Annotated in this window: 23 protein-coding genes; 9 read left to right on the top strand and 14 right to left on the bottom strand. The window is 70.0% G+C overall.

Features of this window, described 5'->3' with window-relative positions; genetic code table 11:
- Positions 1-6 precede the first annotated feature (6 nt).
- The 5 genes from ACTJJ4_RS14625 to sdhC are packed head-to-tail and all read right to left on the bottom strand — an operon-like array spanning position 7 to position 4,668.
- A complete protein-coding gene (locus ACTJJ4_RS14625) occupies positions 7-1,164 on the bottom strand; it encodes a YihY/virulence factor BrkB family protein (RefSeq protein ID WP_440944000.1) in 1,158 nt (385 codons plus the stop codon).
- 17 nt (positions 1,165-1,181) lie between these two features.
- Complete coding sequence (locus ACTJJ4_RS14620; protein WP_285636122.1) at positions 1,182-1,940, bottom strand: succinate dehydrogenase iron-sulfur subunit; 759 nt, start codon at positions 1,938-1,940, stop codon at positions 1,182-1,184.
- A 2-nt stretch (positions 1,941-1,942) separates the two neighbouring features.
- Entirely contained in the window at positions 1,943-3,769 is a 1,827-nt protein-coding gene (gene sdhA, locus ACTJJ4_RS14615) for a succinate dehydrogenase flavoprotein subunit (RefSeq protein ID WP_440943999.1), read from the bottom strand.
- Positions 3,770-3,790: 21 nt separating this feature from the next.
- Positions 3,791-4,243, bottom strand: a complete 453-nt coding sequence (locus ACTJJ4_RS14610; protein WP_285636116.1) for a succinate dehydrogenase hydrophobic membrane anchor subunit — start codon at positions 4,241-4,243, stop codon at positions 3,791-3,793.
- On the bottom strand, positions 4,243-4,668 hold the full coding sequence (sdhC, locus tag ACTJJ4_RS14605) for a succinate dehydrogenase, cytochrome b556 subunit (RefSeq protein ID WP_440943998.1): 426 nt from the start codon (positions 4,666-4,668) through the stop codon (positions 4,243-4,245). The genes ACTJJ4_RS14610 and sdhC overlap by 1 nt, the downstream gene beginning before the upstream one ends.
- Positions 4,669-4,823: 155 nt before the next feature.
- Here sdhC and ACTJJ4_RS14600 point away from each other — a divergent pair, with 155 nt between their 5' ends.
- The 9 genes from ACTJJ4_RS14600 (at position 4,824) to ACTJJ4_RS14560 (ending at position 15,210) form a co-directional block, all read left to right on the top strand.
- Positions 4,824-5,936 carry a mannose-1-phosphate guanylyltransferase gene (locus tag ACTJJ4_RS14600; protein WP_440943997.1) on the top strand — a complete coding sequence of 371 codons (1,113 nt, stop codon included), beginning with the start codon at positions 4,824-4,826 and terminating at the stop codon, positions 5,934-5,936.
- 159 nt (positions 5,937-6,095) lie between these two features.
- Positions 6,096-7,214, top strand: a complete 1,119-nt coding sequence (locus ACTJJ4_RS14595; protein WP_292704661.1) for a BMP family lipoprotein — start codon at positions 6,096-6,098, stop codon at positions 7,212-7,214.
- Positions 7,215-7,296: 82 nt separating this feature from the next.
- Positions 7,297-8,823: an ABC transporter ATP-binding protein gene (locus ACTJJ4_RS14590; RefSeq protein ID WP_440943996.1), complete on the top strand. Its 1,527-nt coding sequence runs from the start codon at positions 7,297-7,299 to the stop codon at positions 8,821-8,823.
- On the top strand, positions 8,820-10,211 hold the full coding sequence (locus ACTJJ4_RS14585; protein ID WP_440943995.1) for an ABC transporter permease: 1,392 nt from the start codon (positions 8,820-8,822) through the stop codon (positions 10,209-10,211). Before ACTJJ4_RS14590 ends, ACTJJ4_RS14585 begins: the two co-directional genes overlap by 4 nt.
- Complete coding sequence (locus ACTJJ4_RS14580) at positions 10,208-11,485, top strand: ABC transporter permease (protein ID WP_292704664.1); 1,278 nt, start codon at positions 10,208-10,210, stop codon at positions 11,483-11,485. Before ACTJJ4_RS14585 ends, ACTJJ4_RS14580 begins: the two co-directional genes overlap by 4 nt.
- 20 nt (positions 11,486-11,505) lie before the next feature.
- Entirely contained in the window at positions 11,506-11,925 is a 420-nt protein-coding gene (locus ACTJJ4_RS14575; RefSeq protein ID WP_285638499.1) for a cytidine deaminase, read from the top strand.
- Positions 11,922-13,214, top strand: coding sequence for a thymidine phosphorylase (locus ACTJJ4_RS14570; protein ID WP_440943994.1), 1,293 nt, complete (start codon positions 11,922-11,924; stop codon positions 13,212-13,214). Before ACTJJ4_RS14575 ends, ACTJJ4_RS14570 begins: the two co-directional genes overlap by 4 nt.
- Positions 13,215-13,232: 18 nt before the next feature.
- The gene (locus tag ACTJJ4_RS14565) at positions 13,233-14,348 is read left to right on the top strand and encodes an adenosine deaminase (RefSeq protein ID WP_440943993.1); all 1,116 of its coding nucleotides are present in this window, start codon (positions 13,233-13,235) and stop codon (positions 14,346-14,348) included.
- Between the two features lie 7 nt (positions 14,349-14,355).
- Positions 14,356-15,210: a carbohydrate kinase family protein gene (locus tag ACTJJ4_RS14560; RefSeq protein ID WP_440943992.1), complete on the top strand. Its 855-nt coding sequence runs from the start codon at positions 14,356-14,358 to the stop codon at positions 15,208-15,210.
- A gap of 16 nt (positions 15,211-15,226) precedes the next feature.
- Here ACTJJ4_RS14560 and ACTJJ4_RS14555 read toward each other — a convergent pair whose 3' ends face one another.
- The 9 genes from ACTJJ4_RS14555 to ACTJJ4_RS14515 all read right to left on the bottom strand — a co-directional run bounded on the left by ACTJJ4_RS14555 (position 15,227) and on the right by ACTJJ4_RS14515 (position 24,713).
- Positions 15,227-16,171: an SDR family oxidoreductase gene (locus ACTJJ4_RS14555; protein WP_440943991.1), complete on the bottom strand. Its 945-nt coding sequence runs from the start codon at positions 16,169-16,171 to the stop codon at positions 15,227-15,229.
- Positions 16,168-17,136 carry a bile acid:sodium symporter family protein gene (locus ACTJJ4_RS14550; RefSeq protein WP_440944167.1) on the bottom strand — a complete coding sequence of 323 codons (969 nt, stop codon included), beginning with the start codon at positions 17,134-17,136 and terminating at the stop codon, positions 16,168-16,170. The genes ACTJJ4_RS14555 and ACTJJ4_RS14550 overlap by 4 nt, the downstream gene beginning before the upstream one ends.
- On the bottom strand, positions 17,136-18,407 hold the full coding sequence (locus ACTJJ4_RS14545) for a flavin-containing monooxygenase (protein ID WP_440943990.1): 1,272 nt from the start codon (positions 18,405-18,407) through the stop codon (positions 17,136-17,138). Before ACTJJ4_RS14545 ends, ACTJJ4_RS14550 begins: the two co-directional genes overlap by 1 nt.
- 87 nt (positions 18,408-18,494) lie before the next feature.
- Complete coding sequence (locus ACTJJ4_RS14540; protein WP_440943989.1) at positions 18,495-19,214, bottom strand: sulfite exporter TauE/SafE family protein; 720 nt, start codon at positions 19,212-19,214, stop codon at positions 18,495-18,497.
- A 43-nt stretch (positions 19,215-19,257) separates the two neighbouring features.
- Positions 19,258-20,418, bottom strand: coding sequence for a mannitol-1-phosphate 5-dehydrogenase (locus ACTJJ4_RS14535; RefSeq protein ID WP_440943988.1), 1,161 nt, complete (start codon positions 20,416-20,418; stop codon positions 19,258-19,260).
- Complete coding sequence (locus tag ACTJJ4_RS14530) at positions 20,415-22,427, bottom strand: PTS sugar transporter subunit IIA (protein ID WP_440943987.1); 2,013 nt, start codon at positions 22,425-22,427, stop codon at positions 20,415-20,417. Before ACTJJ4_RS14530 ends, ACTJJ4_RS14535 begins: the two co-directional genes overlap by 4 nt.
- Before the next feature lie 35 nt (positions 22,428-22,462).
- Complete coding sequence (gene ptsP, locus ACTJJ4_RS14525; protein WP_440943986.1) at positions 22,463-24,118, bottom strand: phosphoenolpyruvate--protein phosphotransferase; 1,656 nt, start codon at positions 24,116-24,118, stop codon at positions 22,463-22,465.
- Positions 24,115-24,393, bottom strand: coding sequence for an HPr family phosphocarrier protein (locus ACTJJ4_RS14520; protein ID WP_285636068.1), 279 nt, complete (start codon positions 24,391-24,393; stop codon positions 24,115-24,117). The genes ptsP and ACTJJ4_RS14520 overlap by 4 nt, the downstream gene beginning before the upstream one ends.
- A gap of 2 nt (positions 24,394-24,395) precedes the next feature.
- The gene (locus tag ACTJJ4_RS14515; RefSeq protein ID WP_440943985.1) at positions 24,396-24,713 is read right to left on the bottom strand and encodes a PTS sugar transporter subunit IIB; all 318 of its coding nucleotides are present in this window, start codon (positions 24,711-24,713) and stop codon (positions 24,396-24,398) included.
- Positions 24,714-24,759: the final 46 nt, after the last annotated feature.

The raw sequence follows: 24,759 nt of genomic DNA, 5'->3' as shown, positions 1-24,759 counted from the left end.
TCCAGCCTAATGACGGCCGGGGACACTCCGTCTCGCCGGTCGCGCGGTGCCGCCACCCTGTTGCGAGGAAGCGGTGAGCTCGGCGGCGGCGTCCTCCCACGCCTCCTGCGCCGCCACGAGGTCGGCGCGCGCGTCGCGCCGGCGCCACCAGCGCGACCGCGCCCAGGCCTCCTGCACCTCGCGCAGCGCACGTCGCGCCTCCTGCTCGCGGTCCACGACGAGACGGTGCGCGGCCGCAGCGGCATCCGGCTGCTCGAGCGGTTCGCCGCGATCGGCGGCACTCACCGCGATCCAGGTCGCCGAGATCAGGATCACCGCGGCGACCAGCCGGCACCACAGCAGCAGCGCGACCATGACCGCGAACGTGGCCAGCAGCGGATTGCCGGGGGAATGGGCGAAGAGCAGGCCGATGCCGAGCTGCAGCACTGCGACCGTCATCCCTCCTGCGCTCGCCCCCGGCCAGATGGTGCGCCAGTGGATCGTGGTGCCGGTCAGGAAGCGGACGAGCAGGGCGATGGCCGCCGTGTCGATCGCGATGATGACGAGCACGGAACCCGCCGACACGGTGCCCCGGATCGTCCCGTTGGGAAGGTCCCAGCCGAGCAGGTCGAGCAGCTGGGTGAGAGCCCACACGCCGAAGACGCTGAGCACGGCGCCCGCGATCAGGGCCGCACCGAAGAAGAACGCGCCGAGCGCGTCGCGCAGCTTGAGCACCACGAAGCTGCGGGTGTCGAAGGGCAGTCCGAACACGTCGCGAACGGCCCGACGGGTGAAGGTGACCGCGCCGACAGCGGTCCAGATCGCCACGCCGATCGCGATCAGACCCGTGGCCGCGAACGCCGTGCCCGCGTTCTGGACGATCTCGCGCACCTGGTCCGGCGCGGCGATGCCGTGCTCGCCGATGATTCCGGGCAGATAGCTGTTCGCGACGGTGATCAGCGCATCCACGGCCGAGTCGCTGCCTCCCAGCCAGACGCCCACGGAGGCGAAGCCCACGAAGAGCAGTGCGAACAGCGCGAACAGTCCCTGGTACGCCATGCCCGCCGAGAGCAGGAAGCCGTTCCGTCGCAGGAAGCGCCGCCAGACGCGCACCGGGAACAGCGCGGCGGCTCTGCGGGCGAGAACAGCAGCGCGCCCGGCTGAGTGACTCAGTCGGGCGCGCATGGCTGTGCTCTGGTCTATCAGCGGCCGCCGCGCAGGACGGCCTGCTTGACCTCGGCGATGGCCTTGGTGACCTCGATGCCGCGGGGGCATGCCTCGGTGCAGTTGAAGGTCGTGCGGCAGCGCCACACGCCCTCCTTGTCGTTGAGGATGTCCAGGCGCACGTCGGCCGCGTCGTCGCGCGAGTCGAAGATGAAGCGGTGCGCGTTCACGATCGCGGCCGGCCCGAAGTACTGCCCGTCGGTCCAGAACACCGGGCACGACGACGTGCACGCCGCGCACAGGATGCACTTGGTGGTGTCGTCGAAGATCTCGCGGTCGGCGATCGTCTGGATGCGCTCCTTGTCCTTCGGGGGAGCGGAGTTGGCGATCAGGAACGGCTGCACCTCGCGGTAGGAGGCGAAGAACGGCTCCATGTCGACGATGAGGTCCTTCTCCAGCGGCAGGCCCTTGATGGCCTCGACGTAGATCGGCTTCGAGATGTCGAGGTCCTTGATCAGCGTCTTGCAGGCCAGGCGGTTGCGGCCGTTGATGCGCATGGCATCCGATCCGCACACGCCGTGGGCGCACGAGCGGCGGAAGGCCAGCGAGCCGTCCACCTCCCACTTGATCTTGTGCAGGGCGTCCAGCACTCGGTCGGTCGAGTACAGCTCGACGTCGTAGTCCACCCAGTGCGGCTCGGCGTCCTTCTCGGGGTCGAACCGGCGCACGATGAACGTGACGAGGAAGGACTGCACACCCGAATCGTTTGCAGGAGCCTCTGCGACGGCGTTCGACATGCTCAGTACTTCCTCTCCATCGGCGGGTAGTTCAACTCGCCCTTCTCGTTCTTGGTGAAGACCACGGGCTTCCAGTCCAGCCGGATGTGGTCGGCCGGCGTCGACGAGTGGGGGTCGCCGGTCAGGTACGCCATGGTGTGCTTCATGTAGTTCTCGTCGTCGCGCTTGGGGAAGTCGTCGCGCATGTGACCGCCGCGGCTCTCCTCGCGGTTCTGCGCGGCGTAGACGACGACCTCGGCGAGGTCGAGCAGGAAGCCCAGCTCGACGGCCTCGAGCAGGTCGGTGTTGAACCGGCGGCCCTTGTCGTCGACGTGCACGTTCTTGTAGCGCTCGCGCAGCTCCTTGATCACGCCCAGCACGTGCTCGAGCGACTCGTGCGTGCGGAAGACCTGCGCGCCCTTGTCCATCTCGTCCTGCAGCTTCTTGCGCAGCACGGCGATGCGCTCGGTGCCCTGGTTGTTGCGCAGACCGTCGACCATGTCCTTGACGAAGCCGGCGGGGTTCTCCGGCAGCGGCACGAACTCGGCGGTCTTCACGTACTCGACGGCGTTGCGCCCTGCGCGCTTGCCGAACACGTTGATGTCCAGCAGCGAGTTGGTGCCGAGGCGGTTGGAGCCGTGCACCGAGACGCACGCGCACTCGCCGGCGGCGTACAGGCCGGGGACGGTGGTGGTGTTGTCCGCGAGGACCTCGGCGTTGTTGTTGGTCGGGATGCCGCCCATCGCGTAGTGCGCGGTCGGCATGACGGGCACCGGCTCGACGACCGGGTCCACGCCCAGGTAGGTGCGGGCGAACTCGGTGATGTCCGGGAGCTTGGTCTCCAGCACCTCGGCGCCCAGGTGCGTGCAGTCCAGCAGCACGTAGTCCTTGTGGGGCCCCGCGCCACGTCCCTCGAGCACCTCCTGCACCATGCTGCGCGCGACGATGTCACGGGGAGCGAGGTCCTTGATGGTGGGGGCGTAGCGCTCCATGAAGCGCTCGCCCGAGGCGTTGCGCAGGATCGCGCCCTCGCCGCGCGCGCCCTCGGTCAGCAGGATGCCGAGGCCGGCGAGACCGGTCGGGTGGAACTGGAAGAACTCCAGGTCCTCCAGCGGCAGGCCCTTGCGCCACACGATGCCGACGCCGTCACCGGTGAGGGTGTGCGCGTTGGAGGTGGTCTTGAAGATCTTGCCGAAGCCACCGGTCGCGAAGATGATCGCCTTCGAGTGGAAGACGTGCAGCTCGCCGGTGGCGAGGTCGTACGCCACGACGCCGGCGACCTGGGTGGCCCCCGCCTCGTCCTTGACCGTGATCAGGTCGAGCACGTAGAACTCGTTGAAGAAGTTGATGCCGAGCTTGACGCAGTTCTGGAACAGCGTCTGCAGGATCATGTGACCGGTGCGGTCGGCCGCGTAGCAGGCGCGGCGCACGGCCGCCTTCCCGTGCTCGGAGGTGTGGCCGCCGAAGCGGCGCTGGTCGATCTTGCCCTCGGGCGTGCGGTTGAACGGCAGACCCATGTTCTCCAGGTCGATGACCGCGTCGATGGCCTCCTTGGCCAGGATCTCAGCGGCATCCTGGTCGACGAGGTAGTCGCCGCCCTTGACCGTGTCGTAGGTGTGCCACTCCCAGTTGTCCTCCTCGACGTTGGCGAGCGCCGCAGCCATGCCGCCCTGCGCTGCACCGGTGTGCGAGCGCGTGGGGTACAGCTTGGAGATCACCGCGGTACGGGCGCCGGGCCCGGCCTCGATCGCCGCCCGCATGCCCGCGCCGCCGGCGCCGACGATGACGATGTCGAACTCGTGGTAGTGGATGCCATCGCGGACGACGGACTCGGACGTCTGAGTAGTCACTGTGTGTTCTGCCTTCTCGTCTTACTTGCCCAGGGCCTGGCAGGTCTCCCACATGGCGCCGTTCTCGAGCACGCCGTTGCAGGGGTCGAACGTGAACACCACGAGGGTGCCCAGGATGATCAGGAGCGCTGCGGCCAGGCCGAGGGCCCACACCAGCGCCTTGCGTGCGCCCGCGTGGGTGACGTAGTCGTTCACGATCGTGCGCATGCCGTTGGAGCCGTGGATCAGCGCGAGCCAGAGCATCAGCACGTCCCACCACTGCCAGAAGGGAGTGGCGTACTTGCCTGCGACGAACGCGAAGTCGATGGCGTGGATGCCGCCGCCGACCATCAGGTTCACGAAGAGGTGACCGAAGATCAGCACGATCAGGAGCACACCGGATCCGCGCATGAACAGCCAGCCGACCTTCTCCAGGTTCATCTTGCGCTGGCGGCGTGCGGCGACGGGGGCGGAAGCGACAGTCTGCGTGGCCATCAGTGAGCCCCTCCGAACGCGAGCATCAGGTGACGAGAGGCGAAGCCGGCCATGAGCACGACCCACACGCCGATGACGATCCAGAACATCTGGCGCTGGTACTTCGCGCCCTTGGACCAGAAGTCCACCAGGATGATGCGGAGGCCGTTCATCGCGTGGAACACGATGCCGGCGACCAGCACGATCTCGCCGAAGGTCATGATCGGGATCTTGTAGGTGCCGATGACCGCGTTGTACGCCTCGGGCGAGACGCGGATCAGCGCCGTGTCCAGCACGTGCACCAGCAGGAAGAAGAAGATGGCGACTCCGGTGATGCGGTGCAGCACCCAGGACCACATTCCCTCGCGACCCCGGTACAGGGTTCCGCGAGGAGACTTCGAGGTGGTTTCCGATATCGACGGTGTCAAGCGTGTGCTCGTGGACACGTCGTCCTCCCTGCTCGATCGTGACGTCGGGTCCGTGCATCCGGGCACGCCCGACCTCGACCATCCTATTCCTGTCAGAACGCTGGGTGCGACGAAGGGGACCCTTAGCGCGTCGTCCGACGGGGATCCCAGCGGGCCCCGATAGGTTGGTGGGCATGGGGCGAATCGACGACTTCCACGCAGTGATCCCGGCGGGCGGCATCGGCAGCAGGCTGTGGCCGCTGTCCAGGGCCGACGCCCCGAAGTTCCTGCACGACCTGACCGGATCAGGGCACTCCCTGCTGCGCGACACGTGGGATCGGCTGGAGCCCCTCGCGGGTCCCGATCGGATCGCCGTGGTCACGGGTCGCGCGCACCGCGCGGCGGTGGAGGAGCAGCTCCCGGGCATCCCGGACGCCAACGTCCTGCTCGAATCCGAGCCGCGCGAGTCCGCGGCCGCGATCGGCCTGGCGGCGGCGGTGCTGCACCGCCGGAACCCCGACGTGATCATCGGCTCGTTCAGCGCCGACCACGTCATCCGCGGCACCCAGGTGTTCGAGTGGGCGGTGCAGCAGGCCGTGCAGGTGGCGCGGCAGGACTACATCGTCACGATCGGCATCCCGCCGACCGAGCCCTCCGTCGGCTTCGGCTACATCAAGCGCGCCGAGGAGATCGTCGTCGACGGCGCCCCCGAGGCGACCCTCGTCGAGCGGTTCGTCGAGAAGCCGGACCTCGCCACAGCGAAGGAGTACGTCGCGGATCGCGACTACCTGTGGAACGCCGGCATGTTCATCTCCAAGGCGAGCGTGCTGCTGGACGAGCTCTCCGTGAACGAGCCCGAACTGCACGCCGGACTCATCGAGCTCGCCGAGGCGTGGGACGACCGCGACCGCCGGGGCCCCGCCGTGGACCGCATCTGGCCGCGGCTGAAGAAGATCGCGATCGACTACGCGGTCGCCGAGCCCGCCGCCGCGCGCGGCCGGCTCGCCGTGATCCCTGGTCATTTCGACTGGGACGACGTGGGCGACTTCGCCTCGCTGACCAAGCTGATCACGCACGGGCGCAAGAACGACCTGGCGGTGCTGGGGCCGAAGGCGCGGGTCCTCTCGGACGCGGCCAGCGGGATCCTGGTCAGCCAGACCTCGCGGGTGATCAGCCTGGTCGGGGTCAAGGACATCGTGGTGGTGGACACTCCGGATGCCCTGCTGGTCACGACCGTCGAGCACGCGCAGCGTGTGAAGGGCGTCGTGGAGTCGCTCAAGCTCACCGGTCGCGGCGACGTGCTCTGACCCCTCCGTGGCTGTCCGCCAAGCGGATCGCGGAGTTCGCATTGCGGATTTGTAACCTTTCGCCAGCACATCCCTGGCGAGTGGTGCGCAGAACCGTAACCGTGGGTAATTTAGATCGATCCGCGATGTCCGCGGGACAGATCTCAGGGGAGGCAAAGAGTGCCCATCTCTACGACCAAGAAGATGCTCGGGGCGGCCCTCGCCACCGGCGTCATCCTCGCTCTCGCCGGCTGCGGCCAGGCGCCGACCGACACGAAGCCCGGCGGGGACAAGCCCGCCGCCAGCAACTTCAAGCCTTGCATCATCTCGGATGACGGCGGCTGGAACGACCGCTCCTTCAACCAGTCGGCCAAGGAGGGTCTGGACAAGATCGTCAAGGAGCTCGGCGTGAAGTCCGTCGAGCTGCAGTCCGACTCGGCCGACCAGTACGGTCCGAACCTCGAGCAGGCGATCAGCCAGGGCTGCAACTACATCGTCACGGTCGGCTTCAAGCTGTCCGCCGACACCATCAAGTCGGCCAAGGCCAACCCGAAGGTCAACTACGCGATCATCGACGACCTCGCCGACGGCGACAGCGACGGCAAGCCGGACGCTCCGAACATCAAGCCCCTGCTGTTCGACACGGTGCAGGCCGCGTACCTCGGCGGATACGCCGCGGCATCCTGGTCGCACGAGGCCGGCGTCGACAAGGTCGGCACCTTCGGCGGTCTGCAGATCCCGCCGGTGACGATCTTCATGGACGGCTTCGTCCAGGGCGTCGCCAAGTACAACGAGGACAAGGGCACCGACGTCAAGTCGGTCGGCTGGGACGCCGACACCCAGAAGGGTCAGATGACGGGTGGCTTCGCGGCCAACGACACCGCCAAGCAGACCGCTCAGTCGATCCTCGACCAGGGCGTCGACGTGCTGCTGCCGGTCGGTGGCCCGATCTACCAGTCGGCCGCCGCTGCCATCACCGCGCAGAACAAGGGCACGCTGCTCATGGGCGTCGACTCCGACCTGGCCGTCTCCGACTCCTCGGTCGCCGACATCACGCTGGTCTCGATCCAGAAGAAGATCGGCGAGGCCGTGTACTCGGCCGTCAAGGACGCTTCCTCCGGCAAGGTCGACACCACGCCCTACATCGGCACGCTGGAGAACGGCGGCGTCGGCCTGTCGTCCTTCCACGACTTCGAGTCGAAGCTGCCGGCCGGCCTCACCGATGAGCTGAAGGCGCTGCAGGAGAAGATCATCTCCGGCGACATCAAGGTCACCTCGGTCTCGTCGCCGAAGGCCTGACGAAACCAACCTGATGCGGCCGGACGGCTGGACCGTCCGGCCGCATCTGTCATGCCACGCAAGTCCTGAGTAGGGTGCAGATATGAAGCTCGAGCTCCGCGGAATCACCAAGCGGTTCGGCAGTCTCGTCGCCAACGACCACATCGATCTGGTGGTCCAGCCCGGGGAGATCCACGCTCTCCTCGGCGAGAACGGCGCGGGCAAGTCCACGCTCATGAACGTCCTGTACGGGCTGTACCAGCCCGATGAGGGTGAGATCCTGCTGGACGACGCCGTCCAGCACTTCGCCGGACCGGGAGACGCCATGGCGGCCGGCATCGGCATGGTGCACCAGCACTTCATGCTGATCCCCGTGTTCACGGTCGCCGAGAACGTGATGCTCGGTCATGAGCGCACCAGGCGCGCCGGCGGCCTCGACACCGGCATCCTGGACATCGCCGAGGCCAGGCAGCACGTCCGCGACGTCGCGGCGCGCTTCGGGTTCGACATCGATCCGGACGCCGTGGTCGAGGACCTCCCCGTTGGCGTGCAGCAGCGGGTCGAGATCATCAAGGCGCTCTCCCGCAACGCCAAGGTGCTCGTCTTCGACGAGCCCACCGCGGTGCTGACCCCGCAGGAGACCGACGAGCTGATGGGCATCATGCGTCAACTGCGCGATGAGGGCACGGCGATCGTCTTCATCACCCACAAGCTGCGCGAGGTTCGCGAGGTGGCCGACCGGATCACCATCGTGCGTCTGGGCAGGATCGTCGGCGATGCGCTCCCGACCGCGTCCAACACCGAGCTCGCCTCGATGATGGTCGGACGCGCCGTCGAGCTGACCGTGCACAAGAACCCGCCGCAGGCCAAGGAGTCCGGCGGGCTCGAGGTGCGCGACCTCACCGTCGCGCTGCCCTCCGGCCAGCTGGCGGTGGACGGCGTGAGCTTCGACGTGCGCCCCGGCGAGGTGCTCGCCATCGCCGGCGTGCAGGGCAACGGACAGACCGAGCTGGTCGAGGCGCTCGTGGGCCTGCAGACCAAGGGCGTCACCGGCTCCGCAACGCTGAACGGCAGCGAGCTGCTCGGCAGCTCGGTGCGCAAGGTGCTCGACGAGGGCGTCGGGTTCGTTCCCGAGGACCGCACCGTCGACGGCCTGGTCGGCTCCTTCTCGGTGGCTGAGAACCTGATGCTCGATCGCTCCTCGGACGGCGCGTTCGTGACCGGAGGCACGATCAGCCGCAGCCGGCTGGACGAGTTCGCCCGCGACCGCATCACCGAGTACGACATCCGCACCCAGGGTCCGCAGACCCCGGCCGGCGCGCTCTCCGGCGGCAACCAGCAGAAGGTGGTCATCGCGCGCGAGCTGAGCCGCGAGCTGACGCTGCTGATCGCATCCCAGCCGACTCGAGGAGTCGACGTCGGCTCCATCGAATTCATCCACAAGCGGATCGTCGAGACCCGCGATTCCGGCATCCCGGTGGTCGTCGTCTCGACCGAACTCGACGAGGTGGCCGCCCTGGCGGACAAGATCGCGGTGATGTACCGAGGCCGGATCATGGACATCGTCCCGGCCACGACCCCGCGCGACGTGCTCGGCCTGCTGATGGCCGGAGAGAAGGACGCAGCATGAGCGACCAGACCCCCCGTCCCGACCGCCTGCCCTCGGGGCCGACGGCGGCACCCGAGGCCGTCGCGGCGGAGAAGGGCATCAGCTCGGGTGCCGCGGATGCGGCGGCCGCGCAGATCGCCCAGCCCGGACCCGGCGAGCATCCGAAGCAGCCCGAGTCGCGCTCGGCGGTCTTCATGCGCGAGCTGATGCGCGGCAGCGTCGTGACCACGATCCTCGCGATCGTCGCCGGCTTCGTGATCGGCGGCATCCTGATCGTCGTCACCAACACCGATGTGCAGACCGCCGCCGGCTACTTCTTCCAGCGGCCCTCCGACACGTTCGCCGCGATCTGGGCGGCGCTCTCCGGAGGCTACGGGGCGCTGTTCCAGGGCTCGATCGTCAACTTCAACGCCACTGACTTCGCCGGCTTCATCATGCCGCTGACGAACACGCTGAAGTTCGCGGCGCCGCTGATCATGGCGGGCCTCGGCGTCGGTCTCGCGTTCCGCGTCGGCCTGTTCAACATCGGCGGTCAGGGTCAGATCCTCATCGCGGGCGCGTTCGCGGGCTTCCTGTCCTACCAGCTGCCCTTCGACATGCCCATGTGGCTGCACATCCCGTACTCGATCGTCATCGGCATGATCGGCGGTGCGATCTGGGCGGGCATCGCCGGACTGCTCAAGGCGCGCACCGGCGCGCACGAGGTGATCCTGACGATCATGCTGAACTGGATCGCGCTGTACCTGATCGGGTACCTGGTGCGCACGCCCGGGCTGCAGAAGCCCGGCTCCAACCAGTCGCAGTCGGTCCCGACGCCGGAGTCCGCGCAGTTCCCGCCGCTGCTCGGCCCGCAGTTCCCCGGCCTCACCGTCGGCTTCCTGGTGGCCATCCTGCTCGCCATCGGGGTGTGGTGGCTGATGGAGCGCTCCGGCCTCGGATTCCGGATGCGCGCGGTCGGCGAGAACCCGAGCGCCGCGCGCTCCGCCGGCATCAGCGTCGAGCGGATGTACACCTACGCGATGATCTTCGCGGGTGCTCTCGCCGGAGCCGCCGGCATCAACCAGATCAGCACCGCGACCGTGGACGGCTTCGACAGCACCTTCGACTCCGGGATCGGCTTCGACGCGATCACGGTCGCCCTGCTGGGACGCAGCCGCGCCGGGGGCATCTTCGCCGCGGGTCTCCTGTTCGGCGCGCTGAAGGCCGGTTCGTTCGCGATGTCCGGTCAGGGCATCCCGAAGGAGATCGTGGTCGTCGTGCAGTCGATCATCGTGCTGTTCATCGCCGCGCCGCCGCTGGTGCGCTCGATGTTCTTCCTGCCCAAGAGCGAGGCCGAGCGCGCCGCGAAGGCGAAGGCGAAGGCAGACAAGAAGGCCGCCCGCGCGGCCGCGAAGGAGGTGGCGGCATGACCGCGATCGCCGAGGCGCCCGTGGCCCGCACCGTGGTCACGCCCGTCGCCAAGCGACTGCCGATCAGCCTGAGCGTGGCCACCGTGCTGCTGCTCGCGCTGTTCCTGCTCGCCCCGCGTCACGGCACGGCCGTGTTCCGTCTCGACGACGGCACGACCGCGCTGAAGATCCCCGACCAGAGCGTCTCCGCCGACCTGGTGGTCGTGCTGGTCTCGATCCTGCTGGTGCTCCTGAGCGCCTGGTCGTGGATCGCGGCCGTCCGCCGCATCCGGGCCGGTGCATGGGTGCCGATCGTGTTCGCGATTCTCGGCGTGTTCGCCTTCGTCACCTGGGCGGCGGCGGATGCCAACGGCCGGGTGCCCGTGGTGAACATGCTCTACGGTGCCATCTCGCTCGCGGTGCCGCTCGCGTTCGGGGCCCTCGGCGGTGTCGTGGGCGAGCGCGCCGGCGTCGTCAACGTCGCGATCGAGGGGCAGCTGCTGCTCGGCGCCTTCCTCGGCGCCGTGTTCGGCACCCTCGCGCACAACCCCCTGTTCGGTCTGGTGGGCGCGATCATCGGCGGCATGCTGGTGGCGTTCGTGCTCGCCGCGTTCGCGATCAAGTACCTGGTGGAGCAGGTGATCGTCGGCGTCGTGCTGAACGTGCTGGTCAGCGGCCTGACCACGTTCCTGTTCACGATCCTGCTGGTCCCCAACTCCGACACCCTGAACACGACGCCGCAGTTCGGCAAGATCAAGATCCCGCTGCTCAGCGAGATCCCGGTGCTCGGTCCGGTGCTGTTCAACCAGAACCTCATCGTGTACCTGCTCTACATCGCCGTGCCGGTCGTCGCCTTCGGCCTGTACCGCACCCGCTGGGGCCTGCGGCTGCGTGCGGTCGGCGAGTACCCGCGCGCCGCTGACACGGTCGGCATCAAGGTGAACCCGACGCGGTTCTGGAACCTGATGCTCGCCGGCGCGCTGGCCGGCATCGGCGGAGCGTACTTCACGCTGGTGTCGGTGCCGCACTTCAACCGCGACATGACCAACGGCGCGGGCTTCATCGCCCTGGCCGCCGTCATCTTCGGCCGCTGGGACCCGGTGCGCGCGACCCTGGCCGCGCTGCTGTTCGGCTTCGCGACTAACCTGCAGAACACGTTCGGCGCCATCGGCACGCCGGTGCCAGGCGAGTTCCTGCTGATGCTGCCGTACGTCGTCACGCTGATCGCCGTGGTCGGCTTCGTCGGCCAGATCAAGGCCCCCGCGGCCGACGGCAAGCCGTACATCAAATCCTGACGGCACGCCGTACATCGACACTGAGGAGCTGTGAAGAAGTCATGACGGACATCGACTGGGACGACCTGCGTCAGGTCGCGACCGAAGCGATGCAGAAGGCGTACGCGCCGTACTCGCGGTACCGGGTGGGCGCTGCCGCGCTCGTCGACGACGGGCGCGTGGTCGCCGGATGCAACGTCGAGAACGCGTCCTACGGCGTCACCCTGTGCGCGGAGTGCGCACTGGTCGGCGATCTGCACATGTCCGGCGGTGGCAAGCTCGTGGCCTTCGTCTGCGTGAACAACGACGGGCAGACCATCATGCCCTGCGGCCGCTGCCGGCAGCTGCTGTCCGAGCACGCGAGCCCGGAGATGCTGCTGGAGACGGTCTCCGGCATCCGCACGATCGACGAGGTGCTGCCTGACAGGTTCGGTCCCGCCGACCTGGAGATCGTCCGATGAGCGTCGAGCCGTTCGACGCCGTCGACGTCATCCGCACCAAGCGCGACGGCGGCGCGGTGGCCGAGGCGCCGCTGCGCTGGATGATCGATGCGTACACCCGTGGATACGTGTCGGACGCCCAGATGGCGTCGTTCGCGATGGCCGTGCTGCAGCGCGGCATGGAGCGCGACGAGATCCGCGTGATGACCGACGCGATGATCGCGACGGGGGAGCGGATGAGCTTCGCCGACCTCGGCAAGCGCACCGTCGACAAGCACTCCACCGGTGGGGTGGGCGACAAGATCACGCTTCCGCTGGCGCCCCTGGTGGCATCCTTCGGGGTGGCCGTGCCGCAGCTGAGCGGACGGGGCCTCGGTCACACCGGCGGCACGCTCGACAAGCTCGAGTCGATCCCCGGCTGGCGCGCGGCGCTGAGCAACGAGGAGATGTTCGCCCAGATGAAGGGCGACGTGGGAGCGGTGATCTGCGCGGCGGGCTCCGGCCTCGCCCCGGCGGACAAGAAGCTGTATGCGCTGCGCGACGTCACCGGCACGGTCGAGGCGATCCCGCTGATCGCCTCGAGCATCATGTCGAAGAAGATCGCCGAGGGGACGGATGCCCTGGTGCTGGACGTGAAGTTCGGCAACGGCGCGTTCATGCAGGACATCGACCGCGCGCGTGAGCTGGCCCGGACCATGGTCGCCCTCGGCACCGACTCCGGCGTGGCGACCACGGCGCTCCTGACCGACATGAACACCCCGCTCGGCCTTGCGATCGGCAACGCCAACGAGGTGCGCGAGTCCGTCGAGATCCTCGCCGGTGGCGGTCCCGCCGACGTGCGCGACCTGACCCTCGCCCTGGCCAGGGAGATGCTCGCCCTGGCGGGACAGCCGGATGCCGACGTGGAGAAGGCCCTCGACGACGGACGTGCGATGGACTCCTGGAAGGCGATGATCCGCGCGCAGGACGGGGACCCCGACGCGGCGCTGCCCACCGCGCGGGAGACCCATGTGGTCCGTGCCGCCGTCGACGGCGTCGTGACCCGGATGGACGCGCTGCCCTTCGGTATCGCGGCCTGGCGTCTGGGTGCGGGCCGCGCCCGCGCGGAGGACCCGGTGATCCACGCCGCCGGCATCGATCTGGCCGTCAAGCCCGGAGACCGCGTGACGGCGGGGCAGACGCTGTTCACGCTCTCGGCCGACGACGACGCCCGCTTCGCCCGCGCGCTGCAGGCGCTCGACGGCGCCTACGAGGTCGGCCAGACGGCCCCCGCCTCGCAGCCCATCGTGCGCGAGCGCATCACCGCCTGACCCCACGGAGAGACTTCGATGACCATCGACCAGAACGGCGATCTGACGGTGCAGGGCCGGTCCCTGCGGGCGCTGCCGAAGGTGTCGCTGCACGACCACCTCGACGGGGGCGTGCGCATCGGCACCATCCTCGAGCTCGCGGACGAGGCGGGGGTAGCGGCTCCCGCGACCGACGCCAAGGGCCTGCGGCGCTGGTTCGACCAGCAGTCCGGCACGGGCTCGCTGCCCCAGTACCTGAAGACGTTCGACCTGGTCACCTCGGTGCTGCAGACCGAGCGCGCGCTGACCCGCGTCGCCCGGGAGTTCGTCGCCGACCTCGCCGCGGACGGCGTCGTGTACGGCGAGGTGCGCTGGGCCCCTGAGCAGCACCTGGCAGGCGGTCTGAGCCTGGACGCCGCCGTGCAGGCGGTGCAGGCCGGCATCGAGCAGGGCGAGGACGACGCGGACGCCGCAGGCCGCAGCATCCGCGTCGGTCAGATCCTGTCCGCCATGCGGCAGGAGGGGCGGACCCGCGAGATCGCCGAGCTGGCGGTGCGCTTCCGCGAGCGCGGCGTCGTCGCCTTCGACATCGCCGGTCCCGAGGACGGGTTCCCCGCGTCGCGTCACCGCGAGGCCTTCGACTACCTGGCATCCGAGTTCATGCCGGTCACGGTGCACGCCGGTGAGGCGGCAGGCCCCGGCTCCATCCGCTCGGCGCTCATCGACGGGCGTGCGCTGCGGCTGGGCCACGGAGTGCGCATCGCAGAGGATCTGCAGATCGTCGAGCGCGAGGGCGACGACGTGCAGGTGCAGTTCGGCGATCTCGCGCGCTGGGTGCGCGACCGCGAGATCCCGCTGGAGCTCTCGCCGTCGTCCAACCTGCAGACCGGCGCGATCGCGCCGTGGGGCGACGAGTTCGCCGACCACCCCTTCGACCTGCTGTACCAGCTGGGCTTCTCCGTGACCGTCAACACCGACAACCGCACCATGAGCGGCACGTCGCTCACCCGCGAGCTGGCGCTCCTCGTCGACGCGTTCGACTACGACCTGGACGACCTGGAGGAGTTCCAGTTCAACGCCGCATCCGCCGCGTTCCTCCCGGTCGAGGAGCGCGAGGAGCTGGTGGAGATGATCGGCGAGGGCTTCGAGCGCTGAGCGCGGCATGAGCTCCGTCTTCATCGCCGGCCCCGCCTCCTGGAACCAGCTGGTCGTCCTGGACCGGCTACCCGAGCCCGTGCCGCACATGCAGTTCGCCGAGGACTCCTGGGAGACCCTCGGCGGCACGAGTGCGGGTAAGGCGCTGAGCCTCACGGCGCTCGGGCGCGAGACCCTGCTGTACGCCGTCACGGCGGAGGATGAGCCGGGGCGTCGCGTGCGGGAGGCGCTGGAGCGCGCCGGTGTCGCGACGCGGTGGGCGGACTCGCCGACCACCGAGCGGCATCTGAACCTGATGACCAGGACGGGGGAGCGGGTCTCGCTCTACCTGTCCGGCGCCGCCGCGACCGACGGCGCCGGGGACGCCGCGATCGAGACCGAGATGGCCGCCGCCGGGGTGATCGTCCTGGACCTCGCCGCGGAGCCGCTGCGCCTCCTTCCTCTCGCGCAGCGCACGGGCCGCCCGATCTGGGTGGACGTGCACGACTACGACGGCGAGGCGGAGTTCCACCGGCCGTTCCTCGCTGCGGCCGATGCGGTGTTCTGCAACGCCGACCGCCTGGACGATCCCGTCGCCTTCCTGCGGTCGCGCATCGACGCAGGAGCGACGCTCGCGGTCTGCACGCTCGGCGCGGAGGGCGCCGTCGCGGTCGACGCCGAGGGCGAGGTCCATCGGGTCGCGGCGGTGCCGGTCGAGGTCGTCGACACCAACGGCGCCGGTGACGCGTTCCTCGCCGGTGTGCTGGATGCCGTGCTGCACGGCGCGGCGGTACCCGACGCCCTCGCGGCCGGCGCCCGCTCGGCATCCGCCGTGCTGCGTTCCCGCCACCTTCATCCGCTGCTGGACCCGGTCCTGGCCTGAACCCGGGCGCTCAGCGTCAGCGCACGATGCCGGGATGCGTGCGCAGATACTCCTCGAACGCCTCCCGCGACGTGCGGGCAGGCGTGTAGCCGAACTCCTCCTTCAGGCGCCGATTCGCCAGCACCGGCCGGTGGCGCAGGAAGCGCACCTTCTCCGGACCGTGCTCGGTCAGCCGGAGGGCGTGCCCGACCGCGAGCGCGGCACCCAGCACCCAGGCGGGGACGCTCAGCATCCGCTTGCCGAGTCGCGCAGCGATCTCCGGCACCGTCATGCGGCCGTCGCCGGCGACGTTGAAGACACCGGCCGGACCGTCGGTCGCGGCTCGCACCATGGCGCCCGCGACGTCGTCGACCCACACGAACACGAAGGGCGAGTCGGAGCCGGCCACGCGCAGCAGCCGCCTGCCGTCCCACAGCGCGGTGATCTGGTTGTGCACGGTGGGACCCAGGATCGTCCCGATCCGGAAGATCACCTGCTCGAGCTCCGGATGCTCGGCCCGCGCCTGCGCGAGCATCTCCTCCACGATCCGCTTGTGCCGCGAGTAGGGGAACTCGTCGTTGCCGCGCACGGGGTCGCGCTCGTCGAGCCACTCGGGACTGTCGGCGTGATATCCGTACGCCGCGCCCGAGCTGGAGACCACGAGGCGGCGCACGCCGGCGTCGAGGCAGGCATCCAGCACGATCCGGCTGCCGTCGACGTCGACGCGGTACTCCAGGGCGACGTCGCGCCCCGGGTTCACGATGGCGGCCAGGTGCACGACCGTGTCGATGCGGTGCCGTCGCAGCACGGGCGCGATGCCCGCGGCATCCGTCACGTCGACGCGCTCGGAGATCACGCCGGGAACGGCGGAGTCGCGCAGGTCGCCGCTGACGACGACCTCCACCGACGGATGCTGCGCGAGCAGCGCGGTGACGTGCGAGCCGAGGAATCCGGAGCCGCCGGTGATCAGCACCCGGCTCACGCGGGGGCCGCCTCGGCGGCGTCCGGCTCCGCGGCGTGCCGGGAGGCGTCTCCGCGCGCCGATCCGGTGCGGCGCCTGGTGTGCATCGCCCAGAGCCCGGCCAGCACGAGCCCGGCGATGATGTCCCACACGCCCCACCAGCCCGCCACAACCGCCATGCCCCCGAGCCCGTTGAAGAACGCGAAGATCAGGCCCAGACCGAGCCCGGAGTTGCGGATGCCGACCTCGAAGGTCATGGCCTTGCGCCCCGGCGTGCCGAGGCCCCCGACCGCGGCGGTGGAGTAGCCGATCGCCAGCGCAACCGCGTCGTGGATCGCCACCACGATCAGCACGGTGCCGATCACGCTGAGGAACACCGCCCAATTGCCCGCGAGCGCCCCGATGATGAACCCGACCAGCGCGATCAGGCTGAACCAGCGCACGAACGGCTGGACGCGCTGCGCGAAGCGCGGCAGGCGCGCACGGAGCAGCAGTCCGGCCGCGAACGGCAGCCCGATGATCAGCACGATCTCCAGCAGCATCTTCCACGGGTCGAGCGCGACCGCATGCAGCAGGGTGCGGGCGGTCGGATGCAGCGAGCCCCAGAAGGCGATGCTGAGCGGCATCGCCACGATGTAGATGAGGTTGCCCACCGCCGTCAGCGACACCGACAGCGCCACGTTGCCGCCGGAGCGGTGCGTGAGCACCTGCGAGATGTTGCCGGGCGGGCAGCAGGCCACCAGGATCATGCCGAGCGCCATCGACGCGCTCACCGGCAGGATCAGCGTCAGCCCGAAGGTGACCGCCGGCAGCACCAGCAGCTGCGCCAGGATCGCGATCACGAACGGCCGCGGATGCCGCAGTACGACCTTGAAATCGCCGGGCTTCGTGTCCAGGGCGATGCCGAACATGATCAGCCCGAGCACGACGTTCAGGATCATCAGCGTGCCGGGCGTGAAATTGAGGGTCAGCTGGTCGAAGTCCATCACGCCTCCAGGCTGCGGATGGCGGCGCGCACCACGGAGCGGTAGGCGTCCTTGTTGACGTAGTACGACATCCGGTCCAGGCCCAGATAGCGGTAGCCGCCGGTGGTGTCCGGCCACGGCTGCCCTCCCACGCGGGCACGGAAGGCTGCGGCGCGCTCCTCGTCCGCCGCGAGGTAGGCGGCGAGCATCCGCGCCTGCTCGAACCGGCCCTGCCAGCCGATGCCGGATGCCTCGATCATGCCGATGACGTACAGCCCGTTGAAGGAGGCGGGGAAGACGTTCAGGAAGAGCTTCGGCGAGGCCTGCTCCCAGTGCAGGTGCTCGCGGTCGACGAACGGGTAGTCCAGCCTGTACCCGGTGGCCAGCAGGATCAGGTCGTACTCGCCCGACGAGCCGTCGCGGAAGTGCACAGTCGGCCCGTCGAAGCGGTCGACATCCGCGCGGACGCGCAGATCGCCCTGCCCCAGGTGGTTCAGCACCAGGGTGTTCACGATCGGGTGCGACTCGTAGATGCGGTAGTCGGGCTTCGGGAATCCGAACCGCACCGGATCGCCTGTGAAGGCCTTCAGCACCCGCGTGTCGATGAACTGCTTGAGCCGCGCCGGAAGCGGGCGGCCCTGGTTGAGCGTGTCGCTGGGCCTGCCGAAGATGTACCGCGGCACGAAGTAGTAGCCGCGGCGCACGCTCATGTCGACGGAGGCCGCGTGGTGCACTCCGTCCACGGCGATGTCGCAGCCGGAGTTGCCTGCGCCGATGATCAGCACGCGCTTCCCGGTCAGTTGCCCGGCGCGCTTGTACGCGCTGGTGTGCATGATCTCGCCGGTGAACTCCCCGGGGAACGAGGGGATGTGCGGCTCGGCGAGCGTGCCGTTGGCGAGGATCACTCCGTCGTAGCGGCGCGGCTCGAGCCCCTCGGCGTGCAGCATCCACCCTCCGTCGGCGCCGTGCTCGAGCCGGGTGACCCTGGTGTCGAAGCGGAACAGGTCGCGCAGCCCGAACGCGTCCGCGAAGGAGTCGAAGTACGCCTTCAATGCGCGATGGCCGGGGTAGTCGACGTCGGAGTCCATCGGGAACTCGGCGAACTCGGTGGTCGTGCGCGAGGAGATCAGGTGCGCGGACTCGTACATCGTGCTGCGCGGGTTGTCGATGTCCCAGAGCCCGCCGACGCCGGAGGACGCCTCGTAGCCCTCGACGTCGATGCCGCGCAGCTGCAGGGCCCGGGCGGCGGACAGGCCGGAGGGGCCGGCGCCGATGACGGCGTATCGCTTCATTTCACTCCCGCACGGCGTCGTGCTCGATCGATCATCCCCCCGGTTCCTTGATCGTAGCGGTGGGAGAGCGCTTCCTGGAACCGGGGATCAAGCGAACAGAGACGCGGTCGCACGTCCCAGCACGACGAGCGTCCCCGCCCATGCGCACAGCAGCATCACCCGTCGCGCCAGGGCCAGCGGCACCCGCCGCGCGGCGAACGCCCCGAGGAGCATCCCCGCCGCCGTGCAGGCGGCGAGGATGGCCAGATCGGGAAGCGGCGTCGACGGCAGTCCCCGCAGGGCCACCGAGACCGTGCCGTAACCGAGGAAGACGATCTGCGCGCTCGCCGCGAAGCGCCGCTGCCCCCAGTCGTCGCCCAGCGCGAAGGAGGCGAGCGCGGGTCCGGAAAGCCCGCTGGAGGCATGCATGAAGCCCGCCAGCGCACCTGCGCCGATCGCCCCGGGACGTCCTCGCACGTGACGCGCGACGGGACCGAGCCACTGGACGCTGAGCGCCAGCACGCCCATCGCGCCGATGAGGAAGAGCAGCGCCGTCTGCGGGAGCGCTGCCGCCGTCAGCGCGCCGAGGGGAGCTGCGACCAGCCCCGCCCCCAGCAGCCACAGCGTTCGGGGCCAGTCCACGTCCCGCCACGCGCTCGGCACGGCGAACAGCGAGGCGATCACGGCCAGCAGCACCGCGATCGTCACGCCCTCGACGGGCCCGTAGACGAGCACGATCGGGCCGATCAGCACCAGCACGAAGGCCAGGCCCGTGACGCGCTGGATGATGGCCGCGACGATCGTCACGAGCGCGGTGAGCACGAGCATGGGACTCCCTGAGGGCGGCGCGGGCGGCGCGCCCTCAGAGAGCCTAGACGGTCCCGGCGACGGCTGCCGCGCGGGCGGCGAAGGCGTCCTGCACCGCGGGGAGGAGCGGATGCTGCTCCTCCAGCCCGGTCACCTCGAGGGCGAGCGGACCGGGCTCCTCGGTCCGCAGACGTCGCTGAAGCTCGACCGACTGCTCGTCGGCGGGATCGTCGAAGGCGAGGGCCGCGGCGATCGCGACCAGCAGCGCCTCCGCGCTCAGCCCCGCCTCGACGGCCTCCGCCGCCGGGCCGATGAACCGCTCGTGTCGGGACAGCTTCCGCAGCGGCTGCCGGCCCACCCGCCAGACGGTGTCGGGCAGGGCCGGGTTGGCGAAGCGGCGCAGGATCGTCGCGCGGTACTCGGCGAGCTCGGAGGGATCCAGGCCGTGCTTGACCGCCAGCAGCGCCGAGGTCTCCTCGAGCGCGGCGGCCACAGCGGCGCTGATCGCCTCGTCGGCCAGGGCATCGGCGATGCGCTCGTAGCCCGCCTGCGCGCCGAGGTACGCCGTCGCGGCGTGCCCGGTGTTCACGGTGAACAGCTTGCGCTCGATGTAGGGCGCGAGATCGTCGACGAAGTGCGCTCCCGGGATGCGGGGCGGGTTCGCACCGAACGGACCGCGTTCGATCGCCCACTCGAAGAAGGGCTCCACGGTCACATCGATCCCGGCGCCCTCGGGCTGCCCCGGCACGATGCGGTCGACGGCGGTGTTCGCGAACACCGCCCGGCCGGCGAGGGCCCCCCAGTCCTCGCCGGCGCGCGCGATGATCTCCTGCCTCAGCAGGTCGGTGGCCCCGATCGCGTTCTCGCACGCCATCACCTGCAGCGGAGCCGCCTGCGCGTCCCGACGCCGCAGGGCGTCGAGGATGGGCGCGGCGACGAACCGCAGCACGGTCGGCCCGACGGCGGTGGTCACGACATCGGCATCCGCGATCTCGGCGATCAGGCCCTCGGGATCCTCAGCGCTGTTGATCGCGCGGAAGCCGGTGACCACGGTGTCGGCGCCGCCGTCACCCACCTCGTGCACCGTGTACTCGTCGGCCGCGTTGATCGCGTCGACCAGGGCGGCGGCGACGTCGGAGAAGACCAGCTCATACCCGCCCTGGTGCAGCAGCAGGCCTACGAAGCCCCGGCCGATGTTGCCGGCGCCGAAGTGGACGGCCTTCATGCCTCGTTCACCGCCGACAGTAGCGCGAAGAGCTCCTCGGGCGTCGTCGCGGCGTTGAGCGCCGCCACGTCGTCGTCGTCGGAGAACAGCTCGGCGATGCTGGAGAGGATCTGCAGGTGCGCACCGTCCTTGCCCGCGATGCCGATCACGAACGTGGCACGGTCGCCGTCCCAGTCCACTCCGCCGTCGTAGCGGACCACGCTGAGCGCGGAGCCGAGCACGGCGTCCTTCGCCTCGTTGGTGCCGTGCGGGATCGCCAGCCCGTTGCCCATGAAGGTCGACACCGACTTCTCGCGGTCGTGCATGGCCTGCAGGTAGTCGGGCGTGACGGCGCCGGCGGCCACCAGCACGTCCGCGGCCTCCTTCAGCGCTTCGTCGCGGGTGGCGGATCCGGGGTGGATGCGCACGCGGTCGGCGGTGAGGACGGCGGACGACGGCGCCTCGGCGGCGGAGGCCTGCTCCTCGGATGCCGCGGGTGCGGCGCCCTGGTTCTGCAGCAGGGTCACGACGTCGTCGTACACCGGGGAGTTCATGAAGTTGTCCACGGACAGGTGCTCGGATGCCGGCGACTGCGCCTTCGCGCGATCCGTGAGCTGCTGCTGCGTGATGACCAGGTCGGCGGTGCCGTCGAGGTTCGCGATCGCCGCGTTGGTGACCGTGACCCCGGGGATGCCGGCCTTCTTGATCTTGTTGCGCAGCACGCTCGCGCCCATCGCCGACGATCCCATGCCCGCGTCGCAGGCGAACACGATGCTCGCGATGGGACGGGTCGTCACCGTGGTGCCCGCGCCGGCGAGCGAGCCCAGGACGCTCGACTTCTTGCCCTTGTTGGCCTCGGTCTGGGCGACGGCGGCCGCGAAGGCGTCCTCCTTGGCGAGGTCCTTCCTGCGGCTGGCCCGCAGGATCAGGCCGGCGATCAGGAACGTCACGGCGGCGGAGAGGACGACGGACAGGATCACGCCGACGTAGTCGGTGCGATAGGTCTGGCCGAGCACCGCGATGATGCTGCCCGGCGCCGCGGGGGCGATGAGGCCGGTGTGGAACAGCATGTTCGTGGTGACGCCGGTCATGCCGCCGGCGATCAGGGCCAGGATCAGCACGGGCTTCATCAGGGCGAACGGGAAGTACACCTCGTGGATGCCGCCGAAGAACTGGATGACGGCGGCGCCGGGAGCCGAGGCCTTCGCGGCCCCGAGGCCGAACAGCGCGAACGCGAGGAGCAGGCCGATGCCGGGGCCGGGGTTGGCCTCGAGCAGGAACAGGATCGACTTTCCGCTGTCCGTCGCCTGCTGTGTGCCCAGCGGCGTGAGCACGCCGTGGTTGATCGCGTTGTTCAGGAAGAACACCTTGGCGGGCTCGATGATGATGCTCGTCAGGGGCAGGAGGTTGGTGGCGACGAGCCAGTTCACCGCCGCGGAGAGCACGTTCATGATGCCGTTGACCAGCCAGGCCACCGGATAGAAGCCGACGACGGCCATCACGAAGCCCCAGATGCCGGCCGAGAACATGTTCACGAGCATCTCGAAGCCGGCCTTGATCCGGCCCTCCCACAGGCCGTCGAGCCACTTCATGGTGTACGCGGCCAGCGGGCCCATGATCATCGCGCCGATGAACATGTGCACCTGCCCCAGCGCCCGGAACGTGTCGGCAGTGTTGCCCGCGTCCACCCAGGCCTGCAGATCGGCGGCGTTCACCTGAGCGATCAGGTAGTCGGATCCGGCGATCGCACCCATCACGGCGATCGCGGCGACCACCCCGCCGCGGACCTTGTAGACCAGCGTGCCGCCGGTGTAGGCGATGACGATGGGCAGCAGGTAGTGGATCATCGGGCCGACCAGCTCGGCCAGCTGCGCGTTCGGAGTCCATCCGGCGGGGATGAAGAACGCAGTGATGATGCCCCACGCGATCAGGGCGGGGATGTTCGGCATGATCATGCCGGACAGGAACGTGCCGAATCGCTGCACGCCCACGCGGATGCCGCCACGGGTGGCGGGTGACGTCGTCGTCATGGTCTTCTCTTTCTGATGCGGGGTGGGGGGAAGGGTCAGTGCTGTGCGGCGTCGGCCGCTGCGGCACGGGCGCCGGCGGCGTCGTCCGCCAGGAGAGCGGAGGCCGCGATGCGTCGCGCGTCCTCGAGGGTGTGCTGCGAGATCGAGCGGCGCACGTCGGAGAGCGCGGACGGCGCCATCGACAGGCTCGTCGCGCCCAGGCCGACGAGCACCACGGCCAGCAGCGGATCCGCGGCGGCCTCGCCGCAGATGCCGACGGGCTTGCCCAGACGGGCGCCGGCTTCGCCGACCTCGCGGACCAGGCGCAGCACCGCGGGGTGCCAGGGGTCCTGGAACCCCGCCACCGATCCGAGCAGCCGATCGGCGGCCATCGTGTACTGGGTGAGGTCGTTGGTGCCGATGGAGGCGAAGTCCGCATGCGCGAGGACCCGGTCGGCCAGGAGCGCGCTCGCCGGCACCTCCACCATCACACCCGCGGTCTTCAGGCCGAACTCCTTGGCCAGCGCAGTGAAGTACGCAGTCTCCTCGACGGTGGTCACCATGGGCGCCATCACCCAGAGGTCGGCCGCGGTCGCGGCATCCGCCTCGGCCAGCGCCGTCAGCTGCTCGCGCAGGATGTCCTCGCTGGCACGCAGCGCCCGGAGCCCCCGCAGTCCGAGCGCCGGGTTCTCCTCGTGCGCGTCGTTGAGGAACGCCAGCGGCTTGTCGGCACCGGCGTCCAGCAGACGAACCACGACCTTCCGGCCCTCGAAAGCGCCCAGCAGTTCGACGTACGCGGCGCGCTGCTGCTCGATGGTCGGCGCCTGCGAGGCCCCGAGGAAGAGGAACTCGGTGCGGAACAGCCCGACGCCCTCCGCGCCGCGCGCCACGGCGTCGGCGGCGTCGGCCGGCTTTCCGAGATTGGCCAGCAGGCTGATCGGGGTGCCGTCGGCGAGAGCACCGGGGCCGGCGGGCCGGGCGTCCTCGGCGGCGCGCGAGGCGATCCGCTCGGCGACCGCGGCGAGCTCCTCGGAGGTGGGGGAGTCGTTCACGGTGCCCGCCGCCGCATCGACGATGACCGTCGTGCCGTCGGCGAGAGCGGCCGCATCCGCGGCGCCGACGATCGCGACGATGCCCTTCTCCCTGGCCAGGATGGCCGTGTGCGAGGTCGGGCCTCCGTCGGAGGTGACCAGCGCCAGCACCTGGTCCAGCTTCAGCAGCGCTGTGTCGGCGGGGGCGAGGTCGCGCGCGACCAGGACGAACGGATGCCCGGGGTCGGGCACGCCGGGAGCGGCGACGCCCTGCAGGCGGGCCAGCACGCGCTGCGCGATGTCGTCCAGGTCCGCGGCCCGCTCGCCGAGGTATCCGCCCACGGCCTCGAGCGTCGCGCGGAACCCCGCGAACGCGTCGTGCACGGCCCACTCCGCGGTGGCGCCCTCGTCGATGCGCGCATCGACCTCGTCGGTCAGCGTCGGGTCCTCGGCGATCATCGCCTGGGCCTCGAGCACGTCCTGGGCGGCGCCGCCGGCGGCGTCCGCCCGCTGCTGCAGGTCCGCGGCGACGGCCGTCATGGCCTCGCGGGCGCGCACGCGCTCGGCGTCGGCCCCGCGGGCGCTGGCCTCACGGGCGGGCTCGGGCAGGGCCGGCGCCATGCGCACGACGGGACCCGTCGCGATGCCCTGACCGATGCCGACTCCGCGCAGGACGCTCATGCGGCCTCGTCGTGATCGGTGGTGAGCACCTCGACGAGCGAGTCCAGGACGGCCTCTGCGTTGTCGCCGTCGGCGCTGAGCACCACGTGGTCGCCGAAGTCGATGCCCAGCGCGACGACGGCCAGGATGCTGGCGGCGTTGACGGGCTTGCCGGAGTCCTTCGCGATCGTCACGGGGATGCCGGACTCCTTCGCCGCCTGTGCGAACAGCTTGGCGGGGCGGGCGTGCAGCCCGTGCGAGGAGCCGACCCGGACGGTGCGGGAGATGGCGGTCATGGTCATTCCTTCCGGTCGTGCGGCGCGTCCATCGCGTCGCGAACGAGGCGCAGCGTGCGGCTGCCGTCGATGTCGGTGAACGCGTCGGCCGGGAGGACGACGACGCGGGAGGCGGCGGGGAGGGCGGAGCGGATGCCGTCGGCCTGCTCGGCCAGATGCGGGCCGACCAGCACGAGGTCGACGCCGACGGCCGTGAGCGCGGTGCGCTCCGTGCCGGCCTCGGTGCTCCAGTCCAGGCCCGATGCGGATGCCGCGCGCGCGAGGCGCTGGGCCACGAACGTGCTCGACGCTCCGGCGCCGCACACCACGAGAATCCGCATCGATCTCCCTCTCCATCCGGTCGCCCCAGTCTCGCCCTCGCTCTCA

It is taken from the genome of Microbacterium sp. 22195 (assembly GCF_052056515.1).
In the GTDB taxonomy this organism is placed as follows: domain Bacteria; phylum Actinomycetota; class Actinomycetes; order Actinomycetales; family Microbacteriaceae; genus Microbacterium.
Note: the sequence above shows the minus strand (reverse complement) of the source record. Positions and strands in the feature narration are given on the sequence as shown.

Coding starts and splice junctions, on each gene's coding strand:
- ACTJJ4_RS14625 (WP_440944000.1), bottom strand. CDS start 1,164: ATGCGCGCCCGACTGAGTCACTCAGCCGGGCGCGCTGCTGTTCTCGCC.
- ACTJJ4_RS14620 (WP_285636122.1), bottom strand. CDS start 1,940: ATGTCGAACGCCGTCGCAGAGGCTCCTGCAAACGATTCGGGTGTGCAG.
- ACTJJ4_RS14610 (WP_285636116.1), bottom strand. CDS start 4,243: ATGGCCACGCAGACTGTCGCTTCCGCCCCCGTCGCCGCACGCCGCCAG.
- ACTJJ4_RS14600 (WP_440943997.1), top strand. CDS start 4,824: ATGGGGCGAATCGACGACTTCCACGCAGTGATCCCGGCGGGCGGCATC.
- ACTJJ4_RS14590 (WP_440943996.1), top strand. CDS start 7,297: ATGAAGCTCGAGCTCCGCGGAATCACCAAGCGGTTCGGCAGTCTCGTC.
- ACTJJ4_RS14585 (WP_440943995.1), top strand. CDS start 8,820: ATGAGCGACCAGACCCCCCGTCCCGACCGCCTGCCCTCGGGGCCGACG.
- ACTJJ4_RS14580 (WP_292704664.1), top strand. CDS start 10,208: ATGACCGCGATCGCCGAGGCGCCCGTGGCCCGCACCGTGGTCACGCCC.
- ACTJJ4_RS14570 (WP_440943994.1), top strand. CDS start 11,922: ATGAGCGTCGAGCCGTTCGACGCCGTCGACGTCATCCGCACCAAGCGC.
- ACTJJ4_RS14565 (WP_440943993.1), top strand. CDS start 13,233: ATGACCATCGACCAGAACGGCGATCTGACGGTGCAGGGCCGGTCCCTG.
- ACTJJ4_RS14560 (WP_440943992.1), top strand. CDS start 14,356: ATGAGCTCCGTCTTCATCGCCGGCCCCGCCTCCTGGAACCAGCTGGTC.
- ACTJJ4_RS14550 (WP_440944167.1), bottom strand. CDS start 17,136: ATGGACTTCGACCAGCTGACCCTCAATTTCACGCCCGGCACGCTGATG.
- ACTJJ4_RS14545 (WP_440943990.1), bottom strand. CDS start 18,407: ATGAAGCGATACGCCGTCATCGGCGCCGGCCCCTCCGGCCTGTCCGCC.
- ACTJJ4_RS14540 (WP_440943989.1), bottom strand. CDS start 19,214: ATGCTCGTGCTCACCGCGCTCGTGACGATCGTCGCGGCCATCATCCAG.
- ACTJJ4_RS14535 (WP_440943988.1), bottom strand. CDS start 20,418: ATGAAGGCCGTCCACTTCGGCGCCGGCAACATCGGCCGGGGCTTCGTA.
- ACTJJ4_RS14530 (WP_440943987.1), bottom strand. CDS start 22,427: ATGACGACGACGTCACCCGCCACCCGTGGCGGCATCCGCGTGGGCGTG.
- ptsP (WP_440943986.1), bottom strand. CDS start 24,118: ATGAGCGTCCTGCGCGGAGTCGGCATCGGTCAGGGCATCGCGACGGGT.
- ACTJJ4_RS14520 (WP_285636068.1), bottom strand. CDS start 24,393: ATGACCGCCATCTCCCGCACCGTCCGGGTCGGCTCCTCGCACGGGCTG.
- ACTJJ4_RS14515 (WP_440943985.1), bottom strand. CDS start 24,713: ATGCGGATTCTCGTGGTGTGCGGCGCCGGAGCGTCGAGCACGTTCGTG.